Origin of the sequence: Pseudomonas sp. PARCl1 (assembly GCF_947311875.1) — a bacterium.
In the GTDB taxonomy this organism is placed as follows: domain Bacteria; phylum Pseudomonadota; class Gammaproteobacteria; order Pseudomonadales; family Pseudomonadaceae; genus Aquipseudomonas; species Aquipseudomonas juntendi.
Genome location: NZ_CAMZMX010000069.1, coordinates 1 through 15,608, shown reverse-complemented (window position 1 = coordinate 15,608; position 15,608 = coordinate 1). Strand labels below are relative to the sequence as shown.

General features: G+C 62.7%; 16 protein-coding genes. 2 read left to right on the top strand and 14 right to left on the bottom strand.

Annotation, left to right across the window (positions count from 1 at the left end; genetic code table 11):
* Positions 1-272 precede the first annotated feature (272 nt).
* The 5 genes from thiO to QME24_RS23590 are packed head-to-tail and all read right to left on the bottom strand — an operon-like array spanning position 273 to position 3,097.
* Positions 273-1,370 (bottom strand): glycine oxidase ThiO, encoded by a 1,098-nt coding sequence (gene thiO, locus QME24_RS23610; protein WP_280091835.1) that lies wholly within the window; start codon positions 1,368-1,370, stop codon positions 273-275.
* A gap of 54 nt (positions 1,371-1,424) precedes the next feature.
* Positions 1,425-1,814, bottom strand: coding sequence for a type IV pilin protein (locus QME24_RS23605; protein ID WP_009682088.1), 390 nt, complete (start codon positions 1,812-1,814; stop codon positions 1,425-1,427).
* Between the two features lies 1 nt (position 1,815).
* Positions 1,816-2,283 carry a hypothetical protein gene (locus QME24_RS23600; protein ID WP_125855533.1) on the bottom strand — a complete coding sequence of 156 codons (468 nt, stop codon included), beginning with the start codon at positions 2,281-2,283 and terminating at the stop codon, positions 1,816-1,818.
* A complete protein-coding gene (locus QME24_RS23595) occupies positions 2,280-2,918 on the bottom strand; it encodes a pilus assembly protein PilW (RefSeq protein ID WP_115293340.1) in 639 nt (212 codons plus the stop codon). The genes QME24_RS23600 and QME24_RS23595 overlap by 4 nt, the downstream gene beginning before the upstream one ends.
* Positions 2,915-3,097, bottom strand: a complete 183-nt coding sequence (locus tag QME24_RS23590; RefSeq protein WP_009682085.1) for a prepilin-type N-terminal cleavage/methylation domain-containing protein — start codon at positions 3,095-3,097, stop codon at positions 2,915-2,917. The genes QME24_RS23595 and QME24_RS23590 overlap by 4 nt, the downstream gene beginning before the upstream one ends.
* Positions 3,098-3,207: 110 nt before the next feature.
* Here QME24_RS23590 and QME24_RS23585 point away from each other — a divergent pair, with 110 nt between their 5' ends.
* Positions 3,208-3,696, top strand: a complete 489-nt coding sequence (locus QME24_RS23585) for a GspH/FimT family pseudopilin (RefSeq protein WP_029886697.1) — start codon at positions 3,208-3,210, stop codon at positions 3,694-3,696.
* Positions 3,697-3,756: 60 nt separating this feature from the next.
* Here QME24_RS23585 and ispH read toward each other — a convergent pair whose 3' ends face one another.
* The 6 genes from ispH to murJ form a co-directional block, all read right to left on the bottom strand.
* The gene (ispH, locus tag QME24_RS23580; protein WP_029886696.1) at positions 3,757-4,704 is read right to left on the bottom strand and encodes a 4-hydroxy-3-methylbut-2-enyl diphosphate reductase; all 948 of its coding nucleotides are present in this window, start codon (positions 4,702-4,704) and stop codon (positions 3,757-3,759) included.
* A gap of 14 nt (positions 4,705-4,718) precedes the next feature.
* Positions 4,719-5,156, bottom strand: a complete 438-nt coding sequence (gene fkpB, locus QME24_RS23575; protein ID WP_009682083.1) for an FKBP-type peptidyl-prolyl cis-trans isomerase — start codon at positions 5,154-5,156, stop codon at positions 4,719-4,721.
* Positions 5,149-5,664, bottom strand: coding sequence for a signal peptidase II (lspA, locus tag QME24_RS23570; RefSeq protein WP_003247609.1), 516 nt, complete (start codon positions 5,662-5,664; stop codon positions 5,149-5,151). The genes fkpB and lspA overlap by 8 nt, the downstream gene beginning before the upstream one ends.
* Positions 5,657-8,488 (bottom strand): isoleucine--tRNA ligase, encoded by a 2,832-nt coding sequence (gene ileS, locus QME24_RS23565; RefSeq protein WP_182369671.1) that lies wholly within the window; start codon positions 8,486-8,488, stop codon positions 5,657-5,659. Before ileS ends, lspA begins: the two co-directional genes overlap by 8 nt.
* Positions 8,485-9,435 (bottom strand): bifunctional riboflavin kinase/FAD synthetase, encoded by a 951-nt coding sequence (gene ribF / locus QME24_RS23560; RefSeq protein WP_009682081.1) that lies wholly within the window; start codon positions 9,433-9,435, stop codon positions 8,485-8,487. The genes ileS and ribF overlap by 4 nt, the downstream gene beginning before the upstream one ends.
* A gap of 118 nt (positions 9,436-9,553) precedes the next feature.
* Positions 9,554-11,092, bottom strand: a complete 1,539-nt coding sequence (gene murJ, locus QME24_RS23555) for a murein biosynthesis integral membrane protein MurJ (protein WP_009682080.1) — start codon at positions 11,090-11,092, stop codon at positions 9,554-9,556.
* A 250-nt stretch (positions 11,093-11,342) separates the two neighbouring features.
* Here murJ and rpsT point away from each other — a divergent pair, with 250 nt between their 5' ends.
* The gene (rpsT, locus tag QME24_RS23550; RefSeq protein ID WP_003247625.1) at positions 11,343-11,621 is read left to right on the top strand and encodes a 30S ribosomal protein S20; all 279 of its coding nucleotides are present in this window, start codon (positions 11,343-11,345) and stop codon (positions 11,619-11,621) included.
* Between the two features lie 149 nt (positions 11,622-11,770).
* Here rpsT and QME24_RS23545 read toward each other — a convergent pair whose 3' ends face one another.
* The 3 genes from QME24_RS23545 to QME24_RS23535 are packed head-to-tail and all read right to left on the bottom strand — an operon-like array spanning position 11,771 to position 15,333.
* Entirely contained in the window at positions 11,771-14,071 is a 2,301-nt protein-coding gene (locus QME24_RS23545; protein WP_054906123.1) for an MlaD family protein, read from the bottom strand.
* Complete coding sequence (locus QME24_RS23540) at positions 14,064-14,687, bottom strand: paraquat-inducible protein A (protein ID WP_009682078.1); 624 nt, start codon at positions 14,685-14,687, stop codon at positions 14,064-14,066. The genes QME24_RS23545 and QME24_RS23540 overlap by 8 nt, the downstream gene beginning before the upstream one ends.
* Entirely contained in the window at positions 14,674-15,333 is a 660-nt protein-coding gene (locus QME24_RS23535) for a paraquat-inducible protein A (RefSeq protein WP_054906122.1), read from the bottom strand. Before QME24_RS23535 ends, QME24_RS23540 begins: the two co-directional genes overlap by 14 nt.
* Positions 15,334-15,608: the final 275 nt, after the last annotated feature.

Below are 15,608 nucleotides of genomic sequence, written 5' to 3'. Positions count from 1 at the left end.
CAAACAAGGCGGCCGCGCGCGCCTGTCACAGGCGTTACTGGCCCGAAACAAACGTAGGAGCGAGCGCAGCTCGCGATTGCGCCGCGCGGGCGGCGCTCGATCTCACAGGCGCTGAAGATGCTCCGGCTACCCTTGCCAGGAACCATAGAATCTCCCACAGGTACCTCGCAGGCCTTGAGTCTTGTGCAATACCTGGACTGCCCTTGAGCCTTGTGCAATACCTGTGGGAGCTGGCTTGCCTGCGATAGGGCCGCACAGCGGCCCCGGCATTCTCAGCCCAAACGCCCCGCTGGGGCATAGGGCGCTGGGTCGATGATCGGTTCGGCACCGGTCAGCAAATCGGTGAACAGCTGGCACGAAGCCGGCGCCAGCACCAACCCGTTCCGGTAGTGCCCGCAGTTCAACCACAACCCCGCATGCCCCGGCACCGGCCCGATATACGGAATGCCCTCAGGCGACCCCGGCCGCAGCCCGGCCCAGTGCGCCACCACGGTGGCCCCTTCCAGCTCAGGCAACAACTCCACCGCCGAAGCCTTCAGGCTCTGCAGTGCATCCCCGGTCGGGGTCTTGTCATACCCGGCATGCTCAAGCGTACTGCCCACCAGAATGTGCCCATCACGCCGCGGGATCGCATAGCGCCCCTTGGCCAGCACCATGCTCGGCAGGAAGTCTTCGGCACATTTGAACAGAATCATCTGGCCCTTCACTGGCTCCACCGGCAGCGCCAGGCCAAGCGTACGCAACAGGTCGCCACTCCAGGCGCCAGCACTGAGCACCACCTCTTCCGCCGCAAGCTCACCGTCGGCCGTCTGCACCCCGGTCACACGCCCGCCTTGCTGGACGAAACCGGTGATCTGGCAGTGCTCGCGCAAAGTCACGTTCGGCATTGCCAGCAACGCCGCCTTCAGCGATTTCACCAGGCGCGGGTTGCGCACATTGGCCACGCCCGCCATGTAGATGGCGCGCTTGAAACCCGGGCCCAGTACCGGCACAGCGTCATAGGCTGCCGAGATATCCACCGCACTCAACGGCCGCTGTTCGCGCTCGGCCCAGGCCAGCGCTTGAGCTTCGTCATCCAGGTCCAGCCAGTACAGGCCAGTGGTGTGCACTTCGGGGTCGACACCGGTGCTGGCGAACAAGCGTTCGCCCAACTGCGGATAAAAGTCCTGTGACCAGTGCGCCAGGGCAGTCACTGCCGGGCTGTAGCGCCACGGGTACAGCGGCGAAACGATGCCGCCACCGGCCCACGACGACTCACGGCCGACCTCGCCCTGATCGCACACCACCACATGGCCGACCTTGGCCGCCAGGTTGAACGCCGTCAACAGGCCGATCACCCCGCCGCCAACCACCACTACTTGCTTGCTCATCTGTCGATCCAACACCTGAAGTAAAACCGCGATGCGCCGGGCACCATTCAACCTTCAGCTCCCCCAGCAGTGCGCGCTGTGCTCAACGGCACCTGGGTTGCGCTGCACCCCTGCCTGGTCCAGCTGGAAGTCGCCACAGCCATCCTGCGCCATCAGCCCATGCGGCAAGCGCCGGGCGCGCAGCGTGAAGCTGTCGCTGTCGCGTTGCGCCTGCAGGCTGTAATGGCGGGTGCCGCCGGGCAGCGCCGGGTCGCCCTCGGCGTATTGGCCGGTGCGTACGCGGTGGCGCTCCAGGCGCAGGGCGGCATCGTGCAGCAGGCCAACCACTTCGCTGCGCGCGGCTCGCCGAAGCTGGTCGCTGTAACTGGGGTAGGCAATGGCTGCCAGAATGCCGGTCACGGCCAGGACAATCAACAACTCCATCAGGCTCAAACCTTGCTGCATGTCAGTCTCCTCTGAGTCTCTGTCGCCAGGTGATGCGCTGGAATGTGCCGTCGGCTGCGGCGTAGACCGCCTCCAATACATGCCTGGATTGGCTTCGCTTGCTGACGGCAGTAATGCGCAACAGGGTGACCGCCTGCCCTTCGGGCACGTGCGCAGCACGCTGGCTGATGCCCAGGTTCTGTAGCTGGAAATAGCCGGTCGGGGTGGCTTGCCACTGGCCAGCCAGGTCGTGTGGCTGTGGTGGCGGCAGGCAGGCATTGCACGAGGGCGGCGGCGGGCCCTGTTCCAGCTTGCGCACCCCGGCCTGCAAGGCGGCCTCGGCCTCTTCCAGTGCGTGCAGGCCATCGCTCAGGTAACCATTCATACGCGTTTCGACCAGCGCGTCGCGCAGCGCCGATGCGGCCAGCAGGCCGAGCAGCAGGCTCAGGACCAAGGCCAACAGCAGCACCACACCCCGCTGGCGGCTCATGAAGCCGGTACCGGGTTGCGTAATGCCACGCTCAGCGCGTGGTGCTGCTCAAGTTGCAGCGTGGGCTCATACAAGGTCAGCTGAATATCCACCCGCTCACCGGCAACCTGCACGATGCGCAGCTCCCGCACATGCTCGACCAGCGGCTGATTGTTGCCCCGGCGCTTGAAATACAGCCTGCCGCCGCTGTGCGCATAATGGTGATGGCTGATGGGCACCGCCATCTGTGTGGCGCTAGCCTGTGCCCGGCGGCTCAGCACCTTGACCTCGTCGATACAGTTGGTCAGCAAGGTCCAGTCCGGGTCGCCGGTATGCCCCGGCAACTCGGCGACCATCAGGCTCAAGCTGGACGGCCCCAGCTCCATTGGCCGGGCGAAGCCAGGCGGCACAGCCTGGGCCGGAAAGTCGCCAGGTTTCAGGCGCAAACAGCCAAACATGCCCGCCATGCGAATATCCTGGGCCATGCGCAGCAGCGCCTGGCGCGCCTCCCCTTGCATGCGCAGCGCGGTGCCTTGCAGCCGCCAGGCTTGGTGCACAGAGGCGAATAGCTGGCTGGCCGCCACCAGCACCATCAACCCGATGGTCAGCGCCAGCAGCAACTCAAGCAAACCAGCACCCGTTTGCCGGCGCCTCATCGCCGTGCCCTTTCAAGCTCACTGTGTGCCGCCATTGCCGCCTGCCCATCGCGGCGCGCACTGTCTGTGGCTTGCAAGGCCTGCAGTTGCAGCCCCGCAGCGGCGAACATGCCCACGGCCACGACCACCACCGCCAACAACACCTCCAGCAGCGTCATGCCCTTTTGCCATGCGTGCATCCCTGCACCTCCTGCGATTTTTCCCGCTATTGCCTTCAACTTGAGCGACTGGACCTCCTGGCCAGCCACCGAGAAGCTATTAGCGAAGCACTTCCTGGGAGGAATGCACGGTGAAGCAACGTGGGGTAACACTGATACAGATGTTGTCGGCCTTGGCTGTGGCGACGTTGCTGACGCAAATCGGCCTACCGGCCTACGCCAGGATGAGCGATGACCTGCAGCGGGCGGCGGTGGCGCGCGACTTGGCCCAGGCACTGCGTAGCGCCCGTAGCCACGCGCTGTTGCAGGGGCAACCGGTGCTGGTGCAGGCGCTGGATGGCAATTGGGGAAATGGTTGGCGTGTAGCCCTGGAGCACAACCGGCAGGTACTGCGTGAGCAGCGCCTGGCCAGGCCGCTGGTAATCGTCGGCAACAGCGACGAACAGTTCAAGTTCAGTGCCCTGGGTGTGCCAATGAAGCTGGGCAACGGCTGGTTCGCCATCACCCTGGAGGTGTGCGAGCGCTCGGCGGCCAGCAGCCGCCACCAAGTGGTGATGGCCTCTTCAGGGAGGGTCAACTTGCTGGCTGAGCACCGCGACAATCAGCGCTGCCCCGGCTAACGCGCTTATCGAGCAGCCTTGCGTCGCGCAAGGCCGCTCGTGCACCTAAGCCCTGGCCGGTCAGATCAGCGAGCGAACCCGCAGCTCTTTGGGCATCGAGAACGTGATGTTCTCTTCCCGCCCATCCAGCTCTTCAGCGCCGGTAGCACCCCAGGCCTTGAGCTGTTCGATCACACCACGCACCAGCACCTCCGGGGCCGACGCACCGGCGGTGATGCCGATACGCGCAGCCTGGTCGAACCAGCCGCGCTGCAGGTCCTCGGCGCCATCGATCAGGTAGGCCGGGGTGCCCATGCGCTCGGCCAGCTCGCGCAGCCGGTTGGAGTTGGAGCTGTTCGGGCTGCCAACCACCAGCACTACGTCACTTTCATCGGCCAGTTGCTTGACGGCGTCCTGGCGGTTTTGCGTGGCGTAGCAAATGTCGTCCTTGCGCGGGCCACCAATGTTCGGGAAGCGCGCACGCAGGGCGTCGATCACACGGCTGGTGTCATCCATCGACAGGGTGGTCTGGGTGACGAAAGCCAGGTGGTCCGGGTCGCGCACCTGCAGCTTGGCCACGTCTTCCTCGTCTTCGACAAGGTAGATGGCGCCACCGTTGCTGGGGTCGTACTGGCCCATGGTGCCTTCGACTTCCGGGTGCCCTTCGTGGCCGATGAGAATGCACTCACGGCCATCGCGGCTGTACTTGGCGACTTCGATATGCACCTTGGTCACCAGTGGGCAAGTGGCATCGAACACTTTCAGGCCACGGCCAGCAGCCTCCTGGCGCACAGCCTGGGAAACACCGTGGGCACTGAAGATGACGATGACATCATCCGGCACCTGGTCCAGCTCCTCGACGAAGACGGCGCCACGGTTGCGCAGGTCTTCGACGACGAACTTGTTGTGCACCACTTCATGGCGCACGTAGATCGGCGGGCCGAAGACTTCCAGCGCGCGGTTGACGATCTCGATCGCCCGGTCGACCCCCGCGCAGAAGCCGCGAGGGTTGGCGAGTTTGATTTGCATGCTCGGCTCCAGGCTTACAGGGCCTTCACCTCGAGGATCTCCACCTCGAAGGTCAGGGTCTTGCCAGCCAGTGGGTGATTGAAGTCGATGGTCACCTGGTCGTCGTCGAACGCTTTGACCACCCCTGGCAGTTCGGCGTTGGCGGCGTCGTTGAAGATGATCAACAGCCCGTCGGACAGCTCCATGCCTTCGAAGTTGGACCGCGGCATGACTTGCACGTTTTGCGGGTTGGGCTGGCCGAAGGCATTTTCTGGCGCAACCTGCAGCGTACGCTTGTCACCGGCCTTGAAGCCGAACAGGGCGTTCTCGAAGCCCGGCAACAGGTTGCCATCGCCGACCTTGAAGGTTGCCGGGGCCTTGTCGAACGTGCTGTCTACGGTGTCGCCGTTTTCCAGGTGCAGCGCGAAGTGCAGGGTGACTTCGGTGTTCTGGCCGATACGGGTGTCAGTCATGGACCGGATCCTCGGACTTCTTGCTCTTGAACATATCCAGCGCCAGCATTACCGCACCAACGGTGATGGCGCTGTCGGCCACGTTGAAAGCCGGGAAGTAGTGGCGGTTCTGCCAGTGCACCAGGATGAAGTCGACCACATGGCCCAGCACGATGCGATCGTACAGGTTGCCGATCGCCCCACCGAGCACCAGCGCCAGCGCCACGGCCAGCCAGGTTTCATTGCGCCCCAGGCGCTTGAGCCACACCACCAGCACTGCGCTGACCACCACGGCGATCAGGGCGAACAACCAGCGCTGCCAGCCGGCGCCGTCGGCCAGGAAGCTGAACGCGGCGCCGGTGTTGTAGGCCAGGGTCCAGCTGAAGTAGTCAGGTATGACGACGATCTGCTGGTACATGGTCAGGGCGTTGTTGAAATACAGCTTGGTGGCCTGGTCGATGACCAGGACCAGCAAGCTCAGCCACAGCCATGCGAGGCGCCCGAAGCGGCCCGCTGCAGGGTTAGGCATAGTGGCGCACCTCACCCGAGCCGGTCAGGTTGTCGACGCAACGGCTGCAGATTTCCGGGTGCTCCGGGTGGCTGCCAACGTCGGCGCGGAAGTGCCAGCAACGGCCGCACTTGGCGTGGCCGGACTTGACCACCTGCAGTTTCAGGCCCTCGACTTCGGTGGCAACCGCTTCGGCAGGCGCCTGGGCAAATGGCACCACGCTGGCAGCGGAGGTGATCAGCACAAAGCGCAGCTCGTCGCCCAGCTTGCCCAGGTCGGCGCTCAGGCCCTCATCGGCGTACAGGGTCACTTCAGCCTGCAGGTTGCCGCCGATGACTTTGGCGGCACGCTGGTTTTCCAGCTCCTTGTTGACCGAGGCCTTCACCGCCATGACGCGGTCCCAGTAGCCACGGTCCAGCTCGGTGCCTTCCGGCAGCTCGCTCAGGCCCTGGTACCAGCCATTGAGCATGACCGACTCGTTGCGCTCGCCCGGCAGGTACTGCCAGATTTCGTCGGCGGTGAACGCCAGGATCGGTGCGATCCAGCGCACCAGCGCTTCGCTGATGTGATACAGCGCAGTCTGGCAGGAACGGCGGGCGACACTGTTGGCGCCGGTGGTGTACTGGCGGTCCTTGATGATGTCGAGGTAGAAGCCGCCCAGCTCCTGCACGCAGAAGTTGTGCACCTTGGAGTACACGTTCCAGAAACGGTACTCGCTGTAGTGCTCTTCGAGTTCGCGTTGCAGCAACAAGGTGCGGTCCACGGCCCAGCGGTCCAGCGCCAGCATGTCTTGCGGGGCCAGCAGGTCGCGGGCCGGGTCGAAACCGGACAGGTTCGAGAGCAGGAAGCGTGCGGTATTGCGGATACGCCGGTAGGCGTCGGCGCTGCGCTGCAGGATCTGCTCGGAAACGGCCATTTCACCGGAATAGTCGGTAGCCGAAACCCACAGGCGCAGGATGTCGGCGCCCAAGGTGTTGTTGACCTTCTCCGGCTCGATGGTGTTGCCCAGCGACTTGGACATCTTGCGGCCGTTTTCGTCCACGGTGAAGCCGTGGGTCAGCAGCTCGCGGTACGGCGCATGGTTGTCGATGGCGCAACCGGTCAGCAAGGACGAGTGGAACCAGCCGCGGTGCTGGTCGGAGCCTTCCAGGTACAGGTCGGCGCGCGGGCCGGTGGCGTGGCCGATGTTGTGGGAGCCACGCAGCACGTGCCAGTGGGTGGTGCCCGAATCGAACCACACGTCGAGGGTGTCGGCGATCTTGTCGTACTGCTCGGCCTCAGCGCCCAGCAGTTCGGCAGCGTCCAGCTTGAACCAGGCTTCGATGCCCTGCTGCTCGACGCGCTTGGCCACTTCTTCCATCAGTTCGACGGTGCGCGGGTGCAGCTCGCCGGTCTGCTTGTGCAGGAAGAACGGAATCGGTACGCCCCAGTTGCGCTGACGCGAAATGCACCAGTCTGGGCGGTTGGCGATCATCGCGTGCAGGCGTGCCTGGCCCCAGGCCGGAACGAACTTGGTTTGCTCGATGGCTTTCAGCGCGCGCTCACGCAGCGGCTCGCCGGTAGTCGGCTGCTTGTCCATACCCACGAACCACTGCGCGGTAGCGCGGTAGATCAGTGGGGTTTTATGGCGCCAGCAGTGCATATAACTGTGGCTGATGGTTTCGGTGTGCATCAGCGCACCGACTTCACCGAGTTTCTCGACGATGGCCGGGTTGGCCTTCCAGATGAACTGGCCGCCGAAGAATGGCAGCGACTCGACATACACACCGTTGCTCTGCACCGGGGTAAGGATGTCATCGTTGACCATGCCGTAACGCTTGCAGGTGACGAAGTCGTCTTCACCGTAGGCTGGCGCGGAGTGCACCACCCCGGTACCGGCGCCCAGCTCGACGTAGTCGGCCAGGTACACCGGCGACAGGCGGTCGTAGAGGGGGTGACGGAAGTTGACCAGCTCCAGCGCCGCGCCTTGGGCGGTAGCGATGACCGAGCCTTCCAGGTTGTAACGCTTGAGGCACGACTCGACCAGTTCTTCAGCCAGCACCAGCAGGCGCTCACCGGTGTCGACCAGGGCGTAGGTGAACTCGGGATGGATGTTCAACGCCTGGTTGGCTGGAATGGTCCACGGGGTGGTGGTCCAGATCACGATGGCGGCAGGCTTGGCCAGCGACGCCAGGCCGAAGGCGGCAGCCAGCTTGGCTTCATCGGCAACCGGGAAGGCCACGTCGATGGTCTGCGATTTTTTATCGGCGTACTCGACTTCCGCCTCAGCCAGCGCCGAACCGCAGTCGAAGCACCAGTTCACCGGTTTCAGGCCCTTGAACACGAAACCTTGCTTGACCATTTCGGCCAGGGCACGGATTTCACCCGCCTCGTTGGCGAAGTTCATGGTCTTGTACGGGTTGTCCCAATCACCCAGCACGCCCAGGCGAATGAACTCGGTCTTCTGCCCTTCGATCTGCTCGGCAGCATACTCGCGGCACAGCTCACGGGTGCGGTCGGCCGACAGGTGCTTGCCGTGGGTAACCTCGACCTTGTGCTCGATCGGCAAACCATGGCAGTCCCAACCCGGCACGTACGGCGCGTCGAAACCGGCCAGGGTCTTGGAACGGACGATCATGTCCTTGAGAATTTTGTTCAGCGCATGACCGATGTGAATCTTGCCGTTGGCATAGGGCGGGCCGTCGTGCAGGACGAACTTTGGACGATCCTTGCCAATTTCGCGCAGCTTCTGGTACAGGCCAATGCTGTCCCAGCGCTGCAGGATCTGCGGTTCGCGCTGAGGCAGGCCGGCCTTCATGGGGAAGGCGGTGTCCGGAAGGTTAAGCGTGGCTTTGTAGTCGGTCATTTCAGGCTCTTCGTTAGCGGTTGAGCGTGCCAATGTGCACGTGCGGCGGCGATATCCGCATCGATCGCCGACTTCAGCGCCTCCAGGGAGGCGAATCGCTGCTCTTCACGCAGCTTGTGGTGGAACTCCACCGTAAGGCGCCGGCCGTAAAGGTCGCCGGCATAGTCCAGCAGATGAATTTCCAGGTGCGGGCGCCCATCACCGGCAACGGTGGGGCGCACGCCAATGTTGCCGACACCCGGCCAGGCCTTGCCGTCGATTTCGATGCTGGCCAGGTAGACCCCGGACAGCGGTACGCGGCGGCGCTTGAGCTGGATGTTGGCAGTGGGCGTGCCAAGCTGGCGAGCCAGCTTCTGGCCGTGCAACACACGGCCGGTAATGCGGTACGGGCGGCCCAGCAGGTGCTCGGCCAGCTCGAAGTTGCCGTCGGCCAAGGCCTGGCGCACTTCGGTGCTGCTGACCCGCAGGCCGTCCTGAATCACGGTGTTGGCAGCTTCGACGGTAAAGCCATATTGCTTGCCGGCCTCGACCAGGAAAGCGAAGTCGCCGGCGCGGTCGCAGCCAAAGCGGAAATCGTCGCCCACTTCGAGGTGACGCACGCCCAGGCCATCGACCAGGATGGTCTTGACGAACGCATCGGCGCCGAGCTTGCTCAGGCGCTGGTTGAAGGCCAGGCACAGCACCCGGTCGATGCCTTCGGCGGCCAGCAGCTCGAGCTTGTCGCGCAGGCGGGCCAGGCGCGCAGGTGCGGTATCGGGCGCGAAGTACTCGCGCGGTTGCGGTTCGAAGACCACCACGCAGGTCGGCAGGCCCAAGGCCTGGCCGCGCTCGCGCAGGCGCGCCAGGATTGCCTGGTGGCCACGGTGAACCCCGTCGAAGTTGCCAATGGTGGCGACACAGCCCCGGTGCTCGGGGCGCAGGTTGTGAAGACCTCGAACCAGCTGCATAACGCGCTTCTTGCTCATAAAGTGGCCGATTATAACCACACCCGGGCGCCGGTGACAGGCAGCAGCGCCCAGGGGCGGCGTGGAATGCGAAAAACCGACGCCTGACCCGCAGGTAGCCCTAGTGCAAGGCCTTGCGAGCGAAATGCCGGGGGCGGAAACCGCACAGGAACAAACAGCCGAAATAGGTCACGACCCCCGCCACGATCAGCACGCCGAGGCGCATGAAGCGCTGCAGCATGATGCCCTGCTCCCAGGCCGGCATGTAGTGCATGCCCACCAGCAGCACTGCCGACATCAGCGCCACGGCCAGCACCAGCTTGGCCAGGAACATCGCCCAGCCCGGCTGCGGCTCGAACAGGCGCTGACTGCGCAGCTTCCAGAACAGCAGGCCGGCATTCAGGCAGGCACCCAGGCTGATGGCCAAGGCCAGCCCGGCATGCGCCAGCGGGCCGACCAGGGCCAGGTTGAACAGCTGGGTGCAGACCAGGGTGAAGACCGCGATCTTCACCGGCGTGCGGATATTCTGCTGCGCATAAAAGCCGGGTGCCAGTACCTTGACCAGAATGATCGCCAGCAAGCCCACCGAATAGGCCATCAGCGCCCGCTGGGTCATGGCGGCATCGAACGCGCTGAACTTGCCATACTGAAACAGCGCCACGGTCAGCGGCTCGGCCAGAATGGCCAGTGCCAGGGTGCACGGCAACACCAGCAGGAAGCACAGGCGCAGGCCCCAGTCGAGGATCCGCGAATACTCCTCGCGGTCCTTGTTGGCGTAGGTTTTGGCCAGGGTCGGCAGCAGGATGGTACCCAAGGCCACGCCCAGCACGCCGGAAGGCAGCTCCATCAGGCGGTCGGCGTAATACATCCAGGATACCGAGCCAGCCACCAGGAACGAGGCGAAGATGGTGTTGATGATCAGCGAGATCTGGCTCACCGACACCCCGAGAATGGCCGGCAGCATCTGCTTGAGCACCCGCCACACGCCGGTATCGCGCAGGTTCAGGCGGGGCAGCACGAGCATGCCGATCTTCTTCAGCGCCGGCAACTGGTACAACAGTTGCGCCAGGCCACCGGCGAGTACGCCCCAGGCCAGGGCCATGATCGGCGGGTTGAAGTACGGCGTGAGCAGCACCGCGAAGGCGATCATCGCCACGTTGAGCAGGGTCGGGGTAAAGGCCGGTACCGAGAAACGGTTCCAGGTATTGAGGATCGCCCCGGCCAGGGACGACAGGGAGATCAGCAATATATAAGGAAAGGTCACCCGCAACAGGGCCGTGGTCAGTTCGTACTTTTCCGTGCTGTCGACAAACCCCGGGGCCGTGGCCCACACCACCCAGGGTGCCGCCAGGATGCCGATGGCGGTCACCAGCGCCAGGACCAGGGTGAGCAAACCGGTGATATAGGCAACGAAAGTGCGGGTCGCCTCCTCGCCTTGCTGCGTCTTGTATTCGGCCAGGATCGGCACGAAGGCCTGGGAGAATGCACCTTCGGCGAAAATGCGCCGCAGCAGGTTGGGCAACTTGAAAGCGATGAAGAAAGCGTCGGTGGCAATGCCCGCACCGAAGATACGCGCCAGAATGGTGTCGCGAATGAAGCCCAGCACCCGCGAAATCATGGTGATCGAGCTTACTGCAGCCAGGGATTTGAGCAGGTTCATCGAAAAGATTCACGCCAATGACAGAGGACGCTGCCAGACAGCATCCGAATGTGCGATACTCCCGCGCCTTCGCAGGGGAGCCAAAAATTCCCGAGTGTACAGGTCGCGCAGCAGAAAGGAATCTTTCCCGCTTGTTGGCGCACCGCTCGGCGGAACCTTGCAGGTGGCCTTGACATCCGCTCGACTGATCGGCATGATTCGCGGCCTATTTTGTTTGCTATTTACCTAAAGTCTTTCGAGGAGCTCGACGGTGGCCAACACACCTTCCGCCAAGAAACGTGCAAAACAGGCTGAGAAGCGTCGCAGCCACAACGCCAGCCTGCGTTCCATGGTCCGCACCTACATCAAGAATGTAGTTAAAGCCATTGACGCAAAAGACGCTGAAAAAGCACAAGCCGCTTATGTTCTGGCTGTACCTGTAATCGACCGCATGGCCGACAAAGGTATCATCCACAAGAACAAGGCTGCTCGTCACAAAGGCCGTCTGAATGGCCACATCAAGGCGCTGAAAGAAGCTGCAGCTGCCTAAGCGACGTTAAAGTCGAAAAGCCGACCCTAGGGTCGGCTTTTTGTTGCCTGCGATTTGGGCATGCGCCAAGGTGTAACCGCAATTTTGCAGGGGCGGCCTTGGTCGCCACCGGGCTGCAAAGCAGCCCCAGTGACTGTGTTTGCCTGCTGTTACTTGCCTATCTGAATCTTCGGCGCCCATTGCAGCCACTCGTCCTCGGCCTTGTCGAACAAGGCGAAGGTCTGCTGCGGCCGGGCCGGGTTACCCATCCGCTCGCCGTCCGGCGTTGCGAAGGCGATGCCACCATCGATCACGGTTTCCAGCGACTCGGTGCGCACGGTCGCGCCTTTGAACAGCCCCCAGTCGAAGCCGAAGCCGCTGGTGTTCCAGAAACGGCTGCCACTGCGCACCAGCGCGGCATAACGCGGCTCGATCAGGATATGGATCAGCACGCGGTCAGCACTCTGCCCAAGCTCGAAGCCTGTCACCTTACCCACCGCTACCTCGCGGTAAGTAACCGGTACCCCAGGCTTGATCGAGCCACGGCGTGGTGCACTGAGGGTCAACGGCAGGCCGACCTCTGGCCCTGCCACCTGCGGCGCCTCGGGCAGCGCAATGAAGTCACTTTGCGGCCCGCGGTCTTTGGTAGCCGGCTGCACTTCCAGGTACTGGCCGGTCACCAGGGTATCCAGGTTCTCAGTGCGCACCAGGCCAAACGCAGGTTTGACTACCCAGAACTGCGTCCCGGCCCGGGCGATGCGATTTGCCGCTTCGGTGATACGCGCCCGCAGCAGCACCGCCTGCAGGTCATTGGTCAAGTCGACGCTCTCGATGCTGCCCACATCCAGGCCCCGGAAGCGAATCGCTGTACCTGGCTTCAGGCCATCCGCGCGGTCGACACGGATAGTGATCAAGGTGCCCGCACGGTTCACCGCCTCTTGGCTCTCGTGCAGCCGGAAGCGCGGAATGTGCCGCTTCAGCGGAACATCCGCACGCGGCGTGTCGAAGGCAATGCCACCGGCCATCAGCGTTTGCAGCGACTCACTCTTCACCTTGATGCCGGACAAGCCGCCAGTCAGCGTAATACCGCTGGCGTTCCAGAAGCGCGACGAACCGTTGACCAGTTTTTCGTATTCTTTCTCGATGTGCACACCAATGAGGATGCGGTTACTGTTGCGGGCGAACTGATAGCTTTGCACGCTCCCCACTTTGACCTGGCGATACATCACCGGGCTGCCGACCTCCAGCGAACCGAGGGTATCGGCGAACAGCACCATGTGCAGGCCAGGCGCCTTGAGGTCCAGCGGCGGCGCCTTGGCACGCGCCTCGAACTCGCGCTCTGGCCGCGCGCCCTTTTCGCCGGGGCGAATGGCGATGTAGTTACCTTTTACCAGCGCCTCCAGCCCCGTGATACCCGCCAGGGAAATCGAAGGCTTGACCACCCAGAACTGGGTCCCTTCCACCAGGTAGTCCTCGGTGAGCGGGTCCAGTGTCAGCTCGGCCGAAGCGCTGGCCAGGTTGTCTTCCATCTTCAGCGTTTTCAGCGAGCCAACCTGGATGCCTTTGTACATGACCGGGGTACGACCCGCCTGCAGGCCTTCGTAATCGGTAAGCTTGACCTTTACCCGGATCCCCGCCTGGGCTGCATCGAAGTCTTCATACAGGCGGAACGGCAGGCTGGGGTCGGTTGGCGGGCTGTCCTTGCGATACTCCGGGGTTGCAAAGGCGATACCCCCGGCAACGATGCTCGACAGCGACTCGCTACGCACTTTCACACCCGAAAGCGAAGCGTCGATGCTTACCCCGCTGGCATTCCAGAAGCGCGTGTGTTTGCGCACCAGGCTGGCGTAAGCCGGCTCGATGAATATTTTTACCTCCACCGTGCTCTGGTCTTCGGACAGGCGATAACTCTTCACCCGGCCGACCTGGATCTGTTTATAGAACACTGGGCTGTCACGGTTGAGCGAACCTAGCCGTTCAGCCTTGAGTACAAGATGCAGGCCAGGTTCGCTGTCCGACAGTGGCGGCGCCACCTTCAGCGCGGTAAAGCGCTTGGTAGGCTCACCTTCGCCCGGGCTGACTGCGATGTAGTTACCAGACACCAGGGTTTCCAGGCCTGAAATGCCTGCCAGGGTGACACTGGGCTTCACCAGCCAGAAGCGCGTCCCCTTGGTCAGATGCGGCTCGGCATCCTTGTTCATTTCGATCGTGGCGATAACACCCTGGTTCTCACCCTCGGCATCGAGCACCAGGCTCTTGACCTTGCCAACCGGCATCCCTTTGTAGATCACCTCGGTCTTGTTGGCGACGATCCCGTCGCCCGACTCGAAGCGCACTTCAATCTCCACACCGGCCTGGCGGTAAGCCTGCCAAGCGAGCCAACCACCGATCATCAAGGCGATCAAAGGCAGGATCCAGATGGCCGACCAGTTCGAGGCTGGGCGGGTTTTAGCCGTTGGCAGGTCACTCATGGTCGTCATCCGACTCCGTGTTATCCCAAATCAGTCGGGGATCGAAAGTTAAAGCAGCAAACATTGTCAGGATCACCACAGTTGCGAAGGCGACGGCGCCCAAATTGGCTTCGACACTGGCGATTCGGCCGAAATTCACCACTGCCACGAGAATGGCAATGACGAAGATGTCCAGCATGGACCAGCGCCCGATGAATTCGATGAAGCGGTACATGAATATCCGTTGCCGGGCCGAAAGGGGTTGCCGCCGTTGTACGGAGTACAGCAGCAAACCGATGCCTACCAGCTTGAAGGTCGGCACCAGGATGCTGGCAATGAACACCACTGCAGCGATCGGCACCATGCCGTGCTTGAGCAAGGTGATGACCCCGGACATGATCGTGTCCGGGCTGCCTTGGCCGAGGGTACTCACGGTCATGATAGGCAACACGTTGGCCGGGATGTACAGAATCGACGCGGCAATCAGCAGCGCCCAGGTGCGCATGATGCTGTTCGGACGCCGCGCATGCACTACAGCGCCACAACGTGTGCAGCTTTGCGATTTACTGTCCGGCGCCTGCCGGTTCAGCTCATGGCATTCATTGCAGACCAGAATGCCCGCATCAATCGCCCGCATGCAGGTCCTCCCCCGACAGCGCACTCCAGATCTGATGCGGTGACATCACCACTTCCAGCCAAACCTGGATCAACAACAGGCTGATAAAACAGAACAACCCCAACCCTACGGTCAATTCAGCCAGGTCGACCAGCTTGACGATGGCCACCAGTACACCCATGAAATAGACCTCGAGCATGCCCCAATCGCGCAGGTGGTGATAGATACGGTAGAACAGCAGGCCCAAACCGCGCCCCACGTTCAGGCGAATACTCAGCAATACAGCCAGTTGGCACAGCAACTTGGTTAATGGAATAGCCATGCTGCAAAGAAAAACCACCACCGCCACGCCACGCATTTCCGAGTTGTACAGGCCTAGCACACCACTCCAGACAGTATCGTCAGACGTTTGGCCAAGCAGGTGCAGCTGCATGATGGGCAGAAAATTGGCTGGCACGAACAGCAACAAGGCCGTCAATACCAGGGCCAGGCTGCGATTGACCACATTGTGCCGGTGAGCATACAGCTCGTAACCGCAGCGCGGGCAGAGGGCCTTTTCACCATGTTGTAACACGGGCTTGCGCAGCAGCAGGTCACATTCGTGGCAGGCCACAAGCTCTTCCAGCGGCAACCGGGCCAGCGATTCAGGTTCGATGGGATTGGACATGGAGTACTTCTGAGTAGGTGCGTGGGCCTATTCTAGTGTTCTGGCTCGAATTGTGGGAGCCGGCGTGCCGGTGAAGCACACGGCGCGGTGAATGGCACCGGCTGCGCCGGTGTTCGCGGGCGCGCCCGCTCCCACAGGGATTGTTGTGAGGCCAGGGGACTTTTTGGGAGCACAAAGACAAAACCCCTACCTGCATGCGCAGATAGGGGTTTTGCGAAATGAATCTTGACGATGACCTACTCTCACATGGGGAAACCCCACACTACCATCGGCGA

Bases quoted from the DNA above. Each gene is read 5' to 3' on its own strand.
- ribF (WP_009682081.1), bottom strand. From the start codon at position 9,435: ATGCAGCTGGTTCGAGGTCTTCACAACCTGCGCCCCGAGCACCGGGGC.
- murJ (WP_009682080.1), bottom strand. From the start codon at position 11,092: ATGAACCTGCTCAAATCCCTGGCTGCAGTAAGCTCGATCACCATGATT.
- fkpB (WP_009682083.1), bottom strand. From the start codon at position 5,156: ATGACTGACACCCGTATCGGCCAGAACACCGAAGTCACCCTGCACTTC.
- QME24_RS23535 (WP_054906122.1), bottom strand. From the start codon at position 15,333: ATGTCCAATCCCATCGAACCTGAATCGCTGGCCCGGTTGCCGCTGGAA.
- QME24_RS23605 (WP_009682088.1), bottom strand. From the start codon at position 1,814: ATGCAGCAAGGTTTGAGCCTGATGGAGTTGTTGATTGTCCTGGCCGTG.
- ileS (WP_182369671.1), bottom strand. From the start codon at position 8,488: ATGACCGACTACAAAGCCACGCTTAACCTTCCGGACACCGCCTTCCCC.
- QME24_RS23590 (WP_009682085.1), bottom strand. From the start codon at position 3,097: ATGCACGCATGGCAAAAGGGCATGACGCTGCTGGAGGTGTTGTTGGCG.
- QME24_RS23545 (WP_054906123.1), bottom strand. From the start codon at position 14,071: ATGAGTGACCTGCCAACGGCTAAAACCCGCCCAGCCTCGAACTGGTCG.
- QME24_RS23600 (WP_125855533.1), bottom strand. From the start codon at position 2,283: ATGAGCCGCCAGCGGGGTGTGGTGCTGCTGTTGGCCTTGGTCCTGAGC.
- QME24_RS23540 (WP_009682078.1), bottom strand. From the start codon at position 14,687: ATGCGGGCGATTGATGCGGGCATTCTGGTCTGCAATGAATGCCATGAG.
- lspA (WP_003247609.1), bottom strand. From the start codon at position 5,664: ATGCCTAACCCTGCAGCGGGCCGCTTCGGGCGCCTCGCATGGCTGTGG.
- thiO (WP_280091835.1), bottom strand. From the start codon at position 1,370: ATGAGCAAGCAAGTAGTGGTGGTTGGCGGCGGGGTGATCGGCCTGTTG.
- ispH (WP_029886696.1), bottom strand. From the start codon at position 4,704: ATGCAAATCAAACTCGCCAACCCTCGCGGCTTCTGCGCGGGGGTCGAC.
- QME24_RS23595 (WP_115293340.1), bottom strand. From the start codon at position 2,918: ATGAGGCGCCGGCAAACGGGTGCTGGTTTGCTTGAGTTGCTGCTGGCG.